This is a genomic window from Mycobacterium sp. E802 (assembly GCF_001666875.1).
Lineage (GTDB): Bacteria > Actinomycetota > Actinomycetes > Mycobacteriales > Mycobacteriaceae > Mycobacterium.
Map to the genome: position 1 here is coordinate 1 of NZ_LZJD01000022.1, position 18,087 is coordinate 18,087.

At 65.0% G+C, this 18,087-nt stretch carries 12 protein-coding genes and 1 pseudogene; 2 read left to right on the top strand and 11 right to left on the bottom strand.

The genetic code is table 11. The features are described 5' to 3' along the window. Window positions 1-76 precede the first annotated feature (76 nt). The 3 genes and pseudogenes from A5699_RS28330 to A5699_RS03145 form a co-directional block, all read right to left on the bottom strand. Window positions 77-283 (bottom strand): annotated as a pseudogene (locus A5699_RS28330) (NUDIX hydrolase); the annotation flags it as partial. A gap of 35 nt (window positions 284-318) precedes the next feature. Next, window positions 319-2,400, bottom strand: coding sequence for an alkyl/aryl-sulfatase (locus tag A5699_RS03140; RefSeq protein ID WP_231965549.1), 2,082 nt, complete (start codon window positions 2,398-2,400; stop codon window positions 319-321). Between the two features lie 120 nt (window positions 2,401-2,520). Then, window positions 2,521-3,804, bottom strand: a complete 1,284-nt coding sequence (locus tag A5699_RS03145; RefSeq protein WP_082957546.1) for a glycosyl hydrolase family 28-related protein — start codon at window positions 3,802-3,804, stop codon at window positions 2,521-2,523. A 97-nt stretch (window positions 3,805-3,901) separates the two neighbouring features. Here A5699_RS03145 and A5699_RS03150 point away from each other — a divergent pair, with 97 nt between their 5' ends. Continuing rightward, entirely contained in the window at window positions 3,902-5,095 is a 1,194-nt protein-coding gene (locus A5699_RS03150) for a lipase family protein (RefSeq protein WP_067765239.1), read from the top strand. A gap of 21 nt (window positions 5,096-5,116) precedes the next feature. After that, window positions 5,117-6,466 carry an alpha/beta hydrolase family protein gene (locus A5699_RS03155; RefSeq protein WP_067765242.1) on the top strand — a complete coding sequence of 450 codons (1,350 nt, stop codon included), beginning with the start codon at window positions 5,117-5,119 and terminating at the stop codon, window positions 6,464-6,466. Here A5699_RS03155 and A5699_RS03160 read toward each other — a convergent pair. The 8 genes from A5699_RS03160 to A5699_RS03195 form a co-directional block, all read right to left on the bottom strand. After that, window positions 6,463-8,148, bottom strand: a complete 1,686-nt coding sequence (locus A5699_RS03160) for a glycosyltransferase family 39 protein (protein ID WP_067765247.1) — start codon at window positions 8,146-8,148, stop codon at window positions 6,463-6,465. The genes A5699_RS03155 and A5699_RS03160 overlap by 4 nt on opposite strands. Further along, on the bottom strand, window positions 8,145-9,629 hold the full coding sequence (locus tag A5699_RS03165; RefSeq protein ID WP_067765249.1) for a glycosyltransferase: 1,485 nt from the start codon (window positions 9,627-9,629) through the stop codon (window positions 8,145-8,147). The genes A5699_RS03160 and A5699_RS03165 overlap by 4 nt, the downstream gene beginning before the upstream one ends. Then, a complete protein-coding gene (locus A5699_RS03170; RefSeq protein WP_157561060.1) occupies window positions 9,626-11,158 on the bottom strand; it encodes a hypothetical protein in 1,533 nt (510 codons plus the stop codon). The genes A5699_RS03165 and A5699_RS03170 overlap by 4 nt, the downstream gene beginning before the upstream one ends. Then, complete coding sequence (locus A5699_RS03175; protein WP_067765252.1) at window positions 11,155-13,077, bottom strand: hypothetical protein; 1,923 nt, start codon at window positions 13,075-13,077, stop codon at window positions 11,155-11,157. Before A5699_RS03175 ends, A5699_RS03170 begins: the two co-directional genes overlap by 4 nt. 78 nt (window positions 13,078-13,155) lie before the next feature. After that, window positions 13,156-14,706 carry a hypothetical protein gene (locus tag A5699_RS03180; RefSeq protein WP_067765255.1) on the bottom strand — a complete coding sequence of 517 codons (1,551 nt, stop codon included), beginning with the start codon at window positions 14,704-14,706 and terminating at the stop codon, window positions 13,156-13,158. Between the two features lie 339 nt (window positions 14,707-15,045). After that, window positions 15,046-15,741 (bottom strand): anti-sigma factor, encoded by a 696-nt coding sequence (locus tag A5699_RS03185; protein ID WP_067765261.1) that lies wholly within the window; start codon window positions 15,739-15,741, stop codon window positions 15,046-15,048. Between the two features lies 1 nt (window position 15,742). Further along, the gene (locus tag A5699_RS03190; RefSeq protein ID WP_082957551.1) at window positions 15,743-16,300 is read right to left on the bottom strand and encodes a sigma-70 family RNA polymerase sigma factor; all 558 of its coding nucleotides are present in this window, start codon (window positions 16,298-16,300) and stop codon (window positions 15,743-15,745) included. A 42-nt stretch (window positions 16,301-16,342) separates the two neighbouring features. Then, window positions 16,343-18,058, bottom strand: a complete 1,716-nt coding sequence (locus A5699_RS03195) for a cytochrome c biogenesis protein DipZ (protein WP_067765265.1) — start codon at window positions 18,056-18,058, stop codon at window positions 16,343-16,345. Window positions 18,059-18,087 lie beyond the last annotated feature (29 nt).

Sequence of the window (18,087 nt, forward strand, 5' to 3'; positions counted from 1 at the left end):
AACGTCGAGGTCAAAACCATTCTCGACGCGCTGGCATCCGAGAAATCAAGGCACTAAGGCAAATGACCCAACTCGGGACGCCGCCGGCCAGGCAGTCGTGCATTCCGGCGAACACCGCTTTGGTCAGCGTTCGGCGATGCACATAGAGGCGCGAGCCATCAACGGACCGCAACAACACCCCGGAACTGGCGTGCCACAGCCCTTCTGCGTAAACCCGGGAACGGGACGCGGTTCCGATGGTGTTGCCCTCGGCGTCGTACACCGCCACCTGTTCGTCAGCCACAGCTCGACACTATCGGCCGGCGAACGCTATGGCCTTTACGGAGTGACGATGTTGAACCAGAACGGGAATGTGTCCAACATGCCCACGAAGTCGTCCACCGCCTGGCGGTTGCCGTCGAGAGTGACCTTGTTCTGGTCGATGCCGTCGTTAAGTTTCAGCTTGCCCAGCTGAATCTGGTTCATCGTGTCCTTGGTCAGCTTGAGTGTGGCGTCGGACTGGGGCAGCAGCCCGTCTGAGTAGTTGAGTACGCCGTTCTCCACTGTGAGGCCGTACGGTTTCTTCAGGTCCGTGAAATCAACGTTCAACGCGATCTTCTTGCCTGCGGCCTTCTGTCCGTTGAGTCGCACGGCCAGATAGTCGAACATCATCTCCGGCGGCATGGCGTTGATGGTGTCCGGACTGGCGGTATCTGTGCCACCGGCATTCGGCACCCCGTTGCGCAACTCATAGGCACCCTGCAGGTACACCGACCGCCACGGCCCGGATTCGGCCTGATAACCCATCTGCTCGAAGCTGTCGGCCAGCAGGTTCTTGGCATCGGTGTTGTTCGGATTGGCGAACACCACGTGCTTGAGCACCATCGCCGTCCAGCGGTAGTTGCCTTCGTCGAAGTCCTTCTTGGCCTTCTGCAGAATGGCGTCCTCACCGCCCATGTACTCGACGTACTTCTTGCCGGCCGGCTCCGGTGGCAGGTCGTCGAGGTCGGCCGGGTTGCCGTCATACCAACCCATGTAACGCTGATACACCGCGCGTGAATTGTGTTTGAGCGTGCCGTAATAGCCGCGGTCGGGCCAGAAGTTGTTGAGCTCCGGCGGCATCTGGATCTCTTCGGCGATCTCCGACCCGATGAGACCGTTGTTCAGCATCCGCACGGACTGGTCGTGAATGTACTTGTACATGTCACGCTGCTTTTTCCAGTAGTCGATGATCTTGTCGCGGCCCCACATCGGCCAGTGATGGCTCTGGAATTTCACCTCGGTATTCGGGCCGTAGCGGCGGATCGTCTCGTCGATGAACTTGGCCCAGATCCGTGCATCTCGCACCTGTGCACCACGCAGGGTCAACAGGTTGTGCATGGTGTTGGTGGTGTTCTCGGCCATCCACATCGCTTTGAACTGCGGGAAGAACGTGTTCATCTCCGTGGGCGCCTCGGTGCCCGGGGTGAACTGAAACTCCATGTCCACCCCGTCGATCGTCATCTTCTGTCCGGTCTGGGTGATGATGTCGGTGGGTATGATCATGCCCGCGGTACCCGTCGAGTTGGTCTGCCCCAGACCGGCATTCACGCCCCCTTGCGCGTTGCGTGGCAGCAGAGCCCCGAACATGTAGATCGAACGGCGGCTCATCGCGTTACCGGCGATCACGTTCTCGCTGACGACGTCTTCGACGAAGTTGGCCGGGGCGACGATTTTCACCTTGCCCGAGTCGACGTCCGCCTGATCGACGACACCGCGCACGCCTCCGTAATGGTCGACATGGGAGTGACTATGGATGACCGCCACGACCGGACGCGCTCCGAGCTTCTCGTTCGCCAGATCCAAGGCGGCCTTGGCCGTCTCGGCCGAGACCATCGTGTCGACGAGGGTCCAACCGGTGTCACCCTTGACCAGGGTCAGGTTCGACAAGTCATACCCACGGACTTGGTAGATACGGTCGGGTACCACCTCGAACAAGCCGTATTGCATGTTCAGTTGGGCATTACGCCAAAGACTCGGGTTCACGGTATCCGGCGCCGGCTTGTCATCGGCGATATAGGTCTTGTATTCCTCAAGGTCCCAGACCACATCGCCGTTGGCGTTCTTGATGGTCAGGGTTTCGGGGCGCTCGATCAACCCCCGTTTGGCGTCCTCGAAATCCGATTTGTCGTTGAACGGCAACGATTCCGCGACTTTTCGGTTGGCCGCCTTGGTGGCCTCGGTCGCGCCTTTGACGCCGCTGTCGGTCTTGACTCCGTCACCGCCGGACGATGATCCACTGTTGGTCTCGTCGTTGCACGCGGCGATCAGCGTGGTGGCGACACCCGCCACGGCCAGCCCGCCCAACACCCGGCGCCGTGGGAACTGCGCACGCGATTCGTGGAGCTTTTCGGCTTGATACGACTTCGCATTCGGATCCATGTGCGCAAATTATGCCGCCGCCCGCGGTGATCTGCGGGCAAAACACCGTAACGGCGGCGCGAAGATCGGATAACGTCGCCGCTGGTGTTTCCACACCGAGAATTCGGGCAACAGAAGTCCTCAAATGGTCCACCAACTCACGTCGTCGGAAATCACATCCACGGATGTGCCTGTAACCAGCGTGAATTCCGGCTCACCGTCGATGAGCTGGCCGGCCTGAGCGTGCATTCTCACATCGGCACCGGAATTGTTCTTGACCGTGTATCGCGAAAGGTTGTTGCGCGCAGTGGGAAATGTGACCGCTGAGGCACCGGTATCCAGCAGATAGACGTAATCCACGCCGGGCGCGTTGCCGAACGTCGCCGGACCGAACAGTGTGACAACCGAACGCTGCGGAACCACGCGGTTTCCCGACGTATTTCCGGCGATACCCACGTTGCGCCCCTCGGCCCGGACCGGCGCCACACTGTATCCGTTGTTGTCCCATTGATTTCCGGAGATCGCGAGGTCATCGACGTACTGCGCGTCGACGGCATAACTCCATCCGGCGCCATCGTCGGTGTTGGCGATGAAGTTTCCAGTGATGCTGAAGCCTTTGGTCCGATGCTCGGCGTCGACCGAGTAGATGCCGATGGCCGGATACGTGTTCGGCGCACCCTTACCGCCATTGGTGATGTTGTTGGCGACGATCGCCACTTGTTCGTGATCGGATGTCATCCACGACGGCATCGTGAACACGATTGCCTCGCGGCGGGCGCCCTCACAGATGTTGCCGATGATCGTGAGTTGCTTGTTGCCGCGTAACTCGATGTTGTGCTGCGGAGCCCCGTCGAGGTGGTTGGCGATGATGCGCACCGGCCCGGCCTCGATCGACAGGTTGGGGCCCGTCGAGCCGATGTTGTTGTTGACGATCCACGAGTCGTAGAAGCGATACGTGGTGTGGATGCCGTAGCCGGAGCACTGTTCGACGAAATTGTCGTCAATCCAGTTCAACAGGCCTTCGACCGTATGGTTCAAACGCATGCCGTATCCGGTCCACCCCAGGACCCAGCAGTGCCTGAGGTAACTCTTGTCGAGGTCGACGTCGAATCCCGGCGCACCCGCAGAGTTCGCATCGACGATGAGATTTTCGATACGACATTCGGTCCACCGGCCGCTGATCGGTGCGACATTCGTCGTCACCCGCAGCCGAGCCGCGTGTTCACCGGCACCGAGCAGACACACATGAGCGAATCCGTCGGAACCGTTTCCGATGGTGTCCGACAACGCATATTCGCCCGCGGGGAAGAAGACGGTGCCGCCGCCGGCAGCGTCGGCATGCCGGACCGCGCTCATCACGGCGGCGTGGTCATCGGTTGCTCCGTCGCCGACGGCACCGTGCGCCATCACATCGATCACAGCCATGGTGCCCAATGCTATTTATGTCCCCTCCTGCCGCGGTGACGATGAGAGGATGACAGTCTCAACAACCAGCCATGGATCACTGTCCAGGGGAGGTTCGATGGTTCGAGTCATCGTTCTGCTCACCGTCGCTCTCACCGTGCTGTCGGCGTGCGGCGGATCGTCAGAACCGTCCCCGGCACAGGACGCGGACGACGCGGGCCACGTCCTGTCTCAATCACCGTTGGACAACCTGGTTCCGGCACTGCGGGACACCAGTTCCGAAGCCAAGGTGATGACGTACGCGTCGCGCAACGGGGTCAACGACGCGGTGTCGCACGTGACGGGGACGGTGTTCGTGCCCAAGGCAGATCCGCCGAAAGATGGCTTTCCGATCGTCGCCCTCGGTCATCGCACCGCGGGCACCGCAGCGGACTGTGCGCCGTCGTTGTCGCCGGACCTGCGCGGCGAGGCCGCCACGGTGGTGGCCCTGCTGAATGCCGGCTATGTGGTCACCGTGCCCGACTACCAGGGCCTGGGAAAGCCGAGCACGCCCGACGACTACGACTTTCACCCCTACCTCGACTCGACCACCGCCGCATACAACATGATCGACGCCGTACGGGCGGCGCGGACGGTCGTGCCCACCACATCCACGTCGTGGGCGGCGCTGGGCGCCCAGGAGGGCGGCCAAGCTGCCTGGGCAGCAAACGAACTCGTCGACAACTACGGCCATGGCCTCAACCTGGTGGCCACCGCGGCCCTGGCCCCCATGGCCGACATCGACGGCCTCGCCGACGCTGCCGCGGCCGGCACCTTGACCACCGGCCAGAAACTCGCGTATGTCGGCTATCTCGCGGCGTTGAAAGACCAGTACTACTACGATTTCGAGCTCGACGACTATCGGCGGGGGGCCGCCCAACAACACTGGGACGCTCTGCTCAGTTGCACCGATCCGGCGCAGCGGACAGCGTTGGCCGAGCAGATCAGTGCCGACGACCTGCGCCCGGCCACCCCCGAGGCAATGCAAGCCTTGCAGGGATATCTCCAGAAGACGAATCTTCCACAGGGGCCCACGCAGGCGCCGATGTACGTCATCTACGGCGGCCGGGACGACGTGATCCCGGCGGTGTGGACAGATCGCGCGCTGACCGACGCGTGCACGATGGGCGACGGTATCCAGATCGCTTTCTGGCCGGACAACACACGTGAGCAGATCGAGCCCGTCGCAGCGTTGGGCTGGCTCACCGAGCGCATGAAGTCGATTCCGGCGGCCAACGATTGCCCGGCATTCCTCGCCGGCCACCACCGATGACCGACGACCGCGGAGGAACCGATGTCACTGACCAGTGGATGGCTGCCGATCACGCTCCAGGTACTCGCGCTCGCGGCCTTGGTGTTCGCGATCGGGAGACCCTCGCGGTCGTCGCTGCTGCGATGGGCGACCACCGCGCTGCTGTCGGGTGTGCTGTTCGCGGTGATCGTGCGGGCGGTGGTGAAATACCAGGGCTGGTCGGAGCGAGCCGCCTCGGTGGGCACCGTGATCTGGGTGGTGATCATCGGATTTGCCACAGCCATGATGATTCTGGCCTGGCGGCAGAACGCGTGGGGACGGCGCATCGTCTCGCTGCTGGCCGTCGCGCTCGCGGTGCTGTGCGCATTCGCCCACCTGAACATCGCCACCGGGTATTTCCCCACCGTGCAGGCACTGTGGCAGCGTGCGACGGGATCGGAACCGGCCCAATGGATCGACGAGGCCGAGTTGGCCGCGATGCGCCAGGGCGGCGAGGAGCCGACCCGCGGAACCATCACGTGGGTGGACATCCCTAGAGATGCCTCAGGTTTCGGCCATCGCCGCGAATTGGTATACCTGCCACCGGCCTGGTTCCGGTCCGATCCCCCACCGCAACTGCCTGCCGTGATGGCGATCGGAGCGGAGTTCAGCCACCCCTCCGACTGGCCGGAGTCCGGCAACGCCCTCAAAACCCTCGACCAGTTCGCCGCATTCCACCACGGATACGCCCCCGTGGTGGTGTTCCCGGATGCCACCGGCGCCTTCAACAACGACACCGAATGCGTCAATGGACCGCGCGGCAACGCCGCCGATCACCTCACCAAAGACGTTCGTCCGTACGTGATCTCCCACTTCGGCGTGAGTCCCGACCCGGCGCACTGGGGCCTGACCGGCTGGTCGTCCGGCGGCACGTGCGCCGTGATGCTGGCGGTCAAGCACCCAGAGTTGTTCAGCGCGTTCGTCGCCCTCGACGGTCAACTCGGCCCCAACAGCGGGACGAAAGACCAGACGATCGCACGGCTCTTCGGCGGCGATGCCGCGGCATGGGCGGCATTCGATCCCAGGACGATCATCGAAAAGCACGGACGCTACGACAACATGTCTGCCTGGCTGGGGGTTTCGGAGAAAACCCCGACGATCCACCGTGCCGCAGGCGAAACCCTGGATGATCCGGGCGCCATCGCCGACTGGGACCAGTACTCCGAGGACCACGCGGCCAACGCCAACAAGCTGTGTGTGCTGTTGAGCGCGCACCACGCGCAATGCTCGGTAGTCGGTTATCCGGGCTCGCACACGTTCGACGCGGCCGGTGTCGGGTTCGCCAACGCACTGCCCTGGCTGGCCGGGCAACTCGGCACCCCGAACGTCGAGAAAATCCCGCTGCCCGGCTAACGCCGAACCGGCTCGTTCACCCGATACAACCGCCAATCCGGCTGGCCGTCACCATCGTTGGGAATCTCCAACTCCAGTGTGGCAACCTCGGCACCGGTGTCATAGAGCGTCGGATATCGCACGTTGAGAGCGTCGGCCGTGCCGCGCCCGGTCGCCGGCACCGCCAGCAGATACTTGATGCCGTTGCCGGTCGGGTCATTGAGCAGCTCGGTGAAATCGGGATCCGAGGGGATCACGAAGACCCGGGGCCGGCTCGACGCGGCCAGCACCCCGAACCCGTAGACCGTGTCGGTGATCACCGAACTGTCCGGCAGGTCCAGGTTTTCCAGATAGGCCGCGATCTTTCGTTCGGTTCCGAACGTGCGGGCGATCTGGTGCTCGATCGCCTTACGGTCGGTGACGTTGTACGGGTCCGGTGTGAGCACCGCGCCGAGCCCGTATTCCTGTGGCGCGTAATCCGGTTGGGCCATACCGAACACCGTCACCGGGATACCGACCGCCACGGTCAGGGCCACCGCCACATACCGCGTCGCAGATCGTGGCGGCGACCGATCGGGAACCACGGCCGGTGCATATCTCCCGCGCCGGGTGGGCTTGGCGAGCACGCCGTCGGGTACCGCGAGCATCGCCAGACAGGCGGTCATCGGGATCGCCGTGATGAAGAACCGCAGGAACGGGAACGTCGACCCCGAGGCGTAGCTGTAGGCCTGGAATGCCAGCACGGCACCGAACATGGTCAGCGGCACGACAAGCACCTGCCAATTCGGCCGGCCCCACCGCTGGATCGCCACCCACACTGCCAGCGGAACCAGCGTCGGCGCCAACAACATGATGCAGATCAGGGAGAATTCCAGCCCGTGGGCGAAATTCGGCGCACTCTTGCCGGATTGCTCGATGATCGCGGTATTGCCGTACTGCGAAGTGAATTGGGCGAATGCCTCGCCCGTGATCAACCAACCCGCTGCGGCCCAACCGAGGAAGGCCAGCACACCCGGCCCGCTCACGATCAGCATGTCCAAGATGGCACGCCGCAACCGAGGTGGCGGTTTGGCGCGCAGATACGTCGTCACCCCGACCAGCAGCCCCGCGGAGCCGACCGAGGCCAGCGCGTCATAACGGGTCAGGTAGGCCAGACCCATCGCGATGCCGCCGGCCGCGACGAGGTGATGCACGTCGTCGTCGACCATCCACATGATGATCCGGCGCACCGCCCATGACATGAAGAAGATGAACGGTGCCTCGCTCATCCCGTTCGAGCCGTAGAACACGATCATCGGGTTCAGCGCGAACAGCAGCGTGATGGTCACCGAATAGCCGCGTGGCAGACCACGATCGGTGCCCATGCTCAAGATCTGCACCACCGCACCCGCCATGAACGCCGACGACATGATGGTGCCGGCGAAGGCCCGGACCGCCATGTCGGGCCAGAGCGGGCTCAGCGCGACCGCCGGGATCTGCACCATCGCCGCCACCGGGGTGAAGATGAACCCCAAGGCCGCCAGATGCGGATCCCGGCTGAACAGCACCGACTGGGTGGCGACCACGCGCGACAACGTGTCGCCCATGATGAAGCCGTTGCGAATCTGCAGCCAGTACCCGACGGCGAGGTAGAGCACCAGGGTGGCGAAGAAGATGGTGAGCTTCAGCCGTCGGTCCGAGCCGCCGAGGACGGTGTTCGTCATGCGGCGGCCGGTTCCCCCGAGGCGTCCTCAGGACGCGCGGCCAATCCGTGAAATGTCTTCTCCCAGTACGACGGTTGCCGGATCATCTGGTAGACGCCCTTGGCCGCGGCGACACTCATCATCAGCCAGAACAACGGCACGCTCAGAGCGGCCAGTAGCAGATCGGACCGGTCGTCCTCCCGCAACGCCAGCATGTTCAGATACATGACAGTGACGTTGCCGATGATCATCGCGATCAAGGCCGGGAAGTAGATGAGTGCCGGGAACACCGAGGCCACCACCGCGGGCTGGCCGAGGAACCACAGCACGGTGATGAACCAGAACAGCAGATTGAGGACCGCGATGACCGGGGTGCCCGCCAGCACCAGGGTGAAGCGGATGAAGCTTCGTAAACCCAACGTGCGGTACAGCTTCAGCGGCTCACGAATGTGCACCAGCCAGGTCTGCAGGTAGCCCTTGTACCAGCGCGACCGCTGACGCACCCAGTTGATCGGATCGCTGTTGGCTTCTTCCAAGGTGTAGGAATCGATCACCGCGGTGCGATATCCGTTGGACGCGATCCGCAGGCCGAGATCGGCGTCTTCGGTGACGTTGAACGGATCCCACGCCCCGATTCTGCGAAGAATGTCACGGCGGAGATGATTCGAGGTGCCGCCCAAGGGTATCGGCGACGAACTGACCATCATGCCCGGCAGCAGGTAGCCGAACCACAGCGCGTACTCGGCGGTGAACCAGGCGGTGAGCAGATTCTGGTGGCCGTTGTGGTACACCAATTTCGCCTGCACGCAGGCCACCTCGTCGGGCAGGTCGCGAAATGCCGCCACCACCCGGCGCAGCTGCAGCGGCTCGGGCAGATCCTCCGCATCGAAGATCGTCACGATCTCGCCGGTGGCGAAGTGCAGACCGTAGTTGCACGCCTTGGGTTTGGTCCGCGGATCGGCGGGCGGCACCAGCAGGATCGTGATGACGTCCGATTCCCCACACTCTTTCGCGGCCTCGATGGTCACGTCGTCGTCCGCCTCGAGCAGCAGCAGCACCTGCAGTCGGTCCCGTGGATAGTCCAGGGCATCCATGGCCGAGATGAGGTCGGCCACCACTTCCGGCTCGTTGTATGCCGGCACCAAGATCGTGTACGGCGGTAGTTCTTCGTCGGGGATGGCCCTGGCCACCTCGTCGGGGATGACAATGGGACGCGACGCCAACCCGCGCTTGAAGATCAGCACCCGGTCGCCGAGGGTCAACAGATAGGCCAGGGTGCACAACCCGATCAGCACGACCGTGGTGTCCAGCGGTCGCCAGATACCCAGCGCCACGACGACGGCCAGCAACCCCCACAGCACCGGCTTCTGCCAGCCCATCAACGGTTGGGATGCCGAATGCAGCGGCTCGTCCTCACGCAGACCGTTGATCGCACGGTCCAGGGCGTACGCGCGCTGTTGCTCGGTCGCGGCTTCCGGATCGAAGGTCTGCTCGCCGTTCATCGTGCGGCTCCGGTGTTCTCGAACTGGGCGGTGACGAACGCCCGGCCGAATTCCAGCAGCAGCTCTTCGTCTTTGAACGACGGCCGGCTCTGGATGAGCACCGCGTTCCCGCGGAACAGCACGGTCAACAGATTGCGAAGGGTCGCGGCCAGGCCACGCTGCGGATCCGGGAAGGGCGCGTCGGGCCGATGGTTGTCCACCGCGAAGATGTCGATGATCTGTTCACGTTCTTTGTCGCCCCAGGCGAACCGCAGCAGATCCCAGGTGACCAACAATCGGTCGTCGACCGCCGATATCAGCTTCGCGCTCACCCCGTGGCCGAGGTCGACCAGGCGAGGGGCGCTGAGCCGGGCTGCGGTGGTGTCGTAGAGCACCTGGCCCGGATACGCATCGAAGGAGAACGGCAATTCACTGACGATGCTGTCCACCATGAGAGTGCGCGGTGCCGCGAGTTTGTCGAACCGCGGATCACCGATGTCAGCGGTCATCCGCTGACGCACGAGCCGCGCGTCGTCACCGTAGTAGCGGCTCACTCCGACCGCGGTGTGCTCGTCGGTGATGGACCAACCCGGCGGCGCCACCAGCGCCCGCCCCGGCACCAGATCGAACGGTGCGGCGCGGCTGATCTTGGTGGTGGTGGTCAAGGCGGGCAGGGGCATCAGCGCCAGCGCGACACCGACCGCGATCACCAGCGGCACCGCCGCCCAGATCTGGCGGGCGGCAAGAGGTTCGACGAGCCGGGCGAACAATCCTTTCGTCTCATGCCGGCGCCTGCTGTACCCGTACGCCGCCCCGAGGACCATGACGAGCGACAGCAGTGAGGGGATCATCTGATAGGCGAACACGGGCGCCTCGCGAGCCACCACGGCCATGACGCCCACGATCACCAGGCCGAGCACGAAGGTGGCGCCTGCCCCGAATATCGCCCTCCTGCGCGGGCGGCCCATGGCGATCGCGGCCGCGGCCGCGGCGATCACCAGCGTCGCGGCGGCCGCGGCGAACCTGCCACCGCCCAACACGATGACCACCACCTGATACGGCAGCGCCGATGACAAGCCGAACAACAGCCACACCCAACCGAACCGCGCCACCGGCCGTATCCCGAACAACACCAGGGCACTGCTGAGGATGAACACCCCCATCGCGAAGATGTCGAGGCGCAGCAGATAGAAGAAATCCGAGTATCTCTTGAGCAGCACTCCCTGGACCATGAGCGCCAGGCCGAGACCGATGATTCCGACGATCACATCGGTCTGCCGGTCGTGGATGGGCAATTCCGCCCGGCCGCGGTAGACGATTCCGAGAGCGGCCAGGGCGGCAGCAATCGGGACCATCCACATATAGCCGATCAGGCCGCCGGCCAACGTGGTCTGCCACAGGTTGACCAGGCTGTCCCAGAACGCCACGGCGGTGAGCACGACGATCAGCGCCCAGCGGGACCCGAGCCGGACCCCGTGGCTGAGCGAAAACCACCACTCGGCCAGCCGGGACCACTCGTCGCGGACGCCCTGCGCCGTGGTCGTCGTCACGACTGGCCCCGGGACCGCCCACGCCACGCGACCAGTCCGGCACCGAGCGCCGCGAGCACCACCACTCCGGCACCGACCCACAACCGAAGCGACTTCTGGTGTGGGGCTGACGTTTCCGCCGGAGCTACCGCTGTGGACAGCGTGAAGGGGTCGCGTCCGGGCATCGCGATCGCGGCGTTGCCGGACAAGTCAGACCATCGCGCCGTGTCGGCGTCCAACCAACCCAACAGCCGGTCCAGTTCTCCGGATGCACCGGTCGAGGTGGCGACCAGCACCGTCCGCCCTCCGGCGTACACCGTCTGCAGTGAGCCGAAGCCCACCGACGGATCGAGCGTCACCGTCGACGAATTGCCGGACCCGTCGACGTTTTCGACGGTGATCACACCGTCGGCGTTCATCGCGACCGGCAGGGTGATCCGATCGTCGTTCCAGCCGTCGGCGCTGATCAGCAACGCGGGGTTGGGGGAGGCGACGGCCTCGGACACCGTACGCACCTCGGCGTCGAAGGGCCGCGAACTCAGGCGCTGCAGGCCGGTCAAGATCTGGATCGCACGCCGCAGATTGACCAGGCCGGAATCGATCCCGACCTCGATCCGCGGCATCATCGCCTGCGGCAACGACTGGAAGCCTTGCGGAACAGGAGGTTTGGCCTCTTTGCTTTCCACCGGCGTCTCGCCGTCGATCGTCAGGGTGATCGGTTGGAACTCACCGCACCGGCCGGTGTTGCCGGCGGCTTCGATCGCGATGTCGACGTTGGTGTAACGCTGCAGACGCGAATTCGGCACGTCAATCCACCGGTCGATCCGGCCACTGGCCTCGGCCGGCCAACGGTCGATGGTCTGACCGGCGATGCTCACCACCACCTGGCCCGCGATACTGGCGGGCAGCGGGGTGTACGAGCCCTGCAGATGAACCCGCACGTCGTGGACCGCTCTGCCCAGCCGCGTCTGGTCCAAGGGAACTGTCACCCTGGGATTGACCAAGGCGGTGGAGTTCACCCCGGGCTGACCCAGCTGACGGATCGTGGTGTGGTCACCGGCAAGCGCGGGCGTGTTGGACAGCGGCCCCACCACGGCCTTTGACTCCACGGCAAGCTTCGAGATGTCGCTGGACAGCAGGCGCGCCTGGTTGGTCACCTCTCCGGGCGGACCGGAGATCAGCAGGGCCGGAACGGCATTGGGCCCCTGCAGACTCAACCCGGATTCCGGCCCCTCCCGCACGATGACCTGGCGTTCCAGGGGCTGCGGCGGGGCGACCGGGCCGTCGCCTACCGCGACGACCTCGACGGCCGGATGCTGGAACCCATACCGCGCCACCACGGCCGTGGCCACCCGGATGGCCGCGTCGGATTCGGACTGCGACGGATCCGGCGGAACGAATACCGTGAGCTTGTCCAGGACGGGCGGCAGGAAATCCGCGATCGCCGTCGGCGGCATCTCCACGCCGGTGAAGCGAACACCACCGTTGATCAGCCGCAGCGGGTTGGTCGGGTCATACGTGCAGTAGCCGTCCGGCATGGTCAGGTAACTGGTCAACTGCACGGTCACCGCGTTGTCGACCACTCTCGCCCCGGCCAGCGGTATGACGATCGGCGCCTGCTCGGCAGGCAACGGTGTGCGTGACAGGACCCGCTGATCCTGGGTCACCTCAAGAGTGCCGCCACGGGTGTTGACCGGAACCTGCACCGTGGCAGTCAACTCCGCCGGAGCCAGCCCCCGTGGCACCGGGATCGTCAGCGTTTGCGAACCCTGAATCCCGTAGAGCGCGATGTCACCGTTGACGCCGAGCGTGCGCAAATCGAGGACGGGAGAACTGACCAGCGACGGTTGATCTTCTGGCGCGGCCACAGCAACACCGGGCAACGCGGTTCCAACGGCGACGATCGCGGCGGCGAACACCGGAAGTATTCGGGCGGTCATCTGTCGAAGACTAGGCCGCACCAGCGGCGGGCACCCGCCTTCGCCGAAAAATTCATGCGTATCGCCGGCCATAGACCTTCACTTTCTCGGTGACGATGGGGCGGACTCACCCGTGGGTGAGTCCCCTGAGGGGAACTGGGCGGCGACGAGTCCGCGGCCGAATCTGGTCAGAAGCTCTTCGTCCTTGAACACCCCGGCACCGGCGTCGAGCACCGCGTTACCGCGGAACAGCAACGTGACCAACGTGCGAAGATTCGAGGCGATGCTGAGCGACGGACCCGGAAACGGTGCGTCGGCATCGTGGTTGTCCACGGCCAGGATCGTGACCCGCTGCGCCAATCTCGAATCACCCCAGGCGAATTGCAGGGAGTTCCAGGTGACCAGCAACTCGTCGTCGACCACGGACAGCAGCAGTCCGTCCACCCCGAAACCCAGGTCGACGTGACGCAACCGGCTCAACCGTACGCTGGTCAGACCGTAGAGCACGCGGGCCGGATACACCCCGAACGTGAACGGGCGCCCACTGACGATACTGTCCACCACCACCGTCCTGGGCCGGGACAGCTTGTCCCACCGCCGATTTCCGAAGTTGGCCCGCAGGTACTGACGAACCAGCACCGCGTTGTCACCGTAGAGACGATTGACGGGATAGTCCTCGCGGGCGGTCTCCGACCAGCCACGCGGCGCGGTCAGCTCGGAGTCGAATGCCAGCGCGATCGGGCTCGGCCGGCTGATGGGAGCCGTGGTGACCACAGTGGGCAACGGGCACAAGGACAAGGCCACCGCGGCCACCGTCACCAACGGCACACCGGCCCAGACCTGTTTTGCCGCAAGTGGTTCGAATTTGCGGTCGAGAAGGCGTTTCGGACTGCCCCGACGCGAGCGCAGATACATGGTGAGCCCCACCAGGCAGATCGCCGACAGGGCAGGCACCTGCTGGAAAGCCAACAGCGGCAGGCCGGGCGCAAGTTGGCTCATCGCGATCAGCACGGCGAATCCCACCACCCAGGCCCCGAGCGAGCCGATCACTCCTCGTCGGAACGTCCGACCGACGGCGATGCCGGTGCCCACAGCCGCGATGAGCAGTGTCGCCGCGCCGGCTGCGAACTTCCCGCCGCCGAGCAGCACCACCGTCAGGTAGTAGGGCAGGGAGAAGACCATCGCCGAGAGCAGCCACACCCAGAAGAACCGCGTCACCGGACGGAGACCGAAAAGAACTATGCAACAGCACAAGACGAACAGCCAGGCGGCAACCAGATCCAGCCGCAGCAGGTGGAAGTACAAGGCGTACCGGTCGAGCAGCGCGGCCTGGACCATCAGCGCAAAACCCAAACCGATGATGCCGACGATGATGTCGGTCTGCCGGTCATGAATCGGCAGCTCGGTCCGGTTGCGCCGGGCCACTCCCAACGCCACCAGGGTGGCGGCGACCGGCACCGTCCAGACATATCCGCCGATGCCGCCTTCGACGGTCGTGATGACCAGGCTTTTGAAGCTGTTGTGAAATGCGAACGCCGTCAGACCGATGATGAGGGCCCATCGGATGACCAGCCGGAAAGTCGGATGGACGTCGTAGTACCAGGTGAGGAATGCGGTCAGCCCGGAAGGCGACGACGACGTGGCAGTCATCGGATCTAGATACCCCGGGCCGCCGTTAACGTATCAGTTAATAATATGGTTCGATATCCGCCACCGGGAAGCGACCGAATACCACGCCACACCTGCGCCGACATGAGCGCGATGGTATTGGACGGCCCCCGGTGAGCAAACCCATAATTGGATTCAAAGCGCAAATTGCGCGCGGACTGACGAAGGTGGCAAATCAAGCCCACACGACGTCACGCCCACTTCCCGACGGCTTTCGACCCACCGGTCAGAATGGGCGAATCTCACACCGGCCGCCGCGACAATTTCGACACGCCCCCGTCAGCAGGCCACGCTGTTGTGCGATCTTCGCCGCCGTCGTCCTCACGTCAACGAAAGCCGCGCCACCATGTCCCCCGTCGGCTGCGGCGACCCGCCCTCGGGTTCCATGGTGAACGCCAGCGCGGTCGAATCTCCGAGACCGCGCACCATGGCGGTGATCGAAGGCGTCGAGGGTGTGCCGGCCCCCATCGTCCCCGCCGACTCCGGCCCCTGATCGGTCATCAGCCACATCTGATAGACCATCCCGGGCGGTGGCGGGGCCGCGTTGTTCATCACGACGACACCGCTCCGCTCGTCGCGCGAGTACACGAACGTCGCGGTGCCCCCGGCACTGAGCTGTGCAGTCGCCGTGCGGACATCGCCTGCCGCCATCACCTGCTCGGCGGTGGTCGGCGCACTCGCCGGGCGCAGGGCCAGCCCCGCACCGAAGCCCGCTGCGGCGATCAACACCGCGGCGGCGGCACTCGACAGCCCTGTGCGCCAACGCGATCGGTCACGATGCCCTTCGCGGGAAACCGCCAGCGCACGTTCACGCAGGGACACCGGCGGTTGCACGGCGACCGTCGACGACGCCTTCGCCATCGTCTCGCGGACCACCCGCACCTCGCCGCGGAATGCCCGCGCGGTCTCAGCGCCGGCCGCGGCCAGCCGCCGTTCGATGTCGGTACGCTCGGCGTCGGAAACCGCGTCCAACGCGTACGCGGTCGCCAGATCCGGCAGCTCCGAATCTTCTGTCATGTCACCCCAGACAGTCACGGAGCCTGCGCAGTCCGTCGCGCATCCGGGTTTTCACCGTGCCCAGGCTCGTCGACAGCCGTTCGGACACCTGCGGATACGTCAGACCGTCGTAGTAGGCGAGCTCGATCGCCTGGCGTTGCAGGTCGGTCAGTGATCCCAGACAGTCGGCCACTTGCCGCTGCTCGTCAGAGCGGATCGCCGAGTCGGCGACCACGTCGCTGTCAGGTTCGGTGCTCACCGCGATGTAGTGGGCCTCGCGCCGACTGGAGGCCACCTCGGACCGGACCCGGTCCACCGCGCGGCGATGGGCCAGCGTCATGAGCCAGGACAGCGCTGACCCCTGCTGCGGGTCGTAGTCCGCCGCGCGCCGCCACACCTGGGCGTAGACCTCCTGCGTGGTCTCCTCGCTGTAGCCGGGATCGCGCAGGATACGCAGAATCAACCCGTACACCCGGGCACTGGTGGCGTCATACAACCCGGCGAACGCCTCGGCGTCGCCGCGGGCGACCCGGCGCAGTTGAGCGTCGAGTACGTTGCTCACGTCCGGCATACCTGCCATCGATGGGTAGCCTAGCGCCGAGTCGACGGTGCGCATCGCCGGTCACCCGTAGGTGAACGAAAATGCCTGGAGCCCTTGGCTCAATCGGACTTCTATCTGGCCCCGATGCACAGCGCGGTCGCTGACGATCTGCCGCAGCGTGGGCGGCCCGCCGACCGGCACGGTCGTGGTCTCACCACCCCGCACCACGGTCACGGTGCCGGTGCCACCCACGACCAGATAGACGTTCTTGGCCTGGTAGTCGAGTTTGATGGCCGAATCCGCCCCTCGGGCGGTCGCGCCCTGGTAGTCCAGATGCCAAGGCCCGTGCAGGGCGAACGAGTCCGCGGGCAGGTTCGCGGGATAGTCGAACCTCGCGTCGCCCTCGTCGTATGCGCCGCCGCCGGCGTAGTTGATCTCCTTACCGACGCCCAGATAGGTCTCAGGGGTGAGGGCCGACGTCGGCGTGACGTCCGGCGCATTCACCGGCGCCGGTAAGGCGGCGCCCTTCGCGTCCACGAGCAACTCGCGGATCAACCGTTCGGTCACGTCGTAGCCGCCCTCACCGAACTTCACGTGCCGTACGACACCGTTCGCGTCGATCAGGTACTCGGCCGGCCAGTACCGGTTCTCGTAGTTCGTCCATGTGGAGTACGAATTGTCCAGGGCCACCGGGTAAGTGATGCCCAGGTCGGCGGCACCGGCGGCCACGTTGCCGGGCACCCGCTCGAACGCATACTCCGGTGTGTGCACCCCGATCACCGTCAGGCCGGAATCCTGGTAGCGGTCATACCAGTCGACGACGTGGGGAATCGCGCGTTGGCAGTTGATGCATGAGTAGGCCCAGAAGTCGATCAGTACCACTTTGCCGCGCAGGTCTTTCAGGGTCACGGGTGCTCCGCCGGGGGTGTTGAGCCATTGGGTGATTCCGGTGATCTCCGGCGCCGGCCCGCAGTTCTGGAGTTCCTCGGCGCCCTCGGCGCATTGCGACAACGCTCCGCTACCGGTCGGGCTCAGCCGGTCCGCCACCTCACCGGCGGTCGCCACCCGGTCCTGCAGTCCACTGGTGTAGTCCGGGATCGCCCGCTGCAGCTTCGCCGGAACGTCGGCGGCCAGCGCCACCGCGAACACCAGCATCACCACCCCACCGATCAGCCGGATCTTGCGCTGTTGCCGACGAAATGCGTTGACCCGCTCGACAACTCGACGCCCGGCGAGCGCGAAGGCGAGGAGCGGCAGCGCGGCACCGATGGCGAACGAAACGGTCAGTGCAACGGTGTTTACGCCGATCGAACCCGTCGCGCCGGCGACGACGATCGCCGCGAGCACCGGTCCCGCGCACGGCACATAGAGCACACCGAGCGCCAACCCCAAGCCGAAACCGCCACTCCCCGAACCGAACTGCGTCTGTGGAATCCGGCTGAACGGCTTCTCCAGCAGCAACTCGACGCGTGGGAAGATCAGGCCGAGACCGATCAGCGTCAGTCCTAGCAGGCCCGCCCAGCGGAGCGCGTCCTGAGGCAGGTGCAACAACTGCAGCAAGGCCGAGCCGGCCAGCGTCACGACACTGAAGCTCAGCACCAGCCCGGCGATCACGCGATAAGGACGGGAGGTGGTGGCCAATGTCGGTTTCACCGCGACGATCGTCGCGCCGTCCGACTCGGTGACGCGGGCACTCTGCGCACCGGACAAGAAGATGACGGGCAGTACCGGCAGGATGCACGGCGAGATGCCCGTGATGAGGCCGCCGAGAAATCCGATGAGCACCAGGGTGTACATGGCCGGTATTCGGCGCCGACGGACTATCG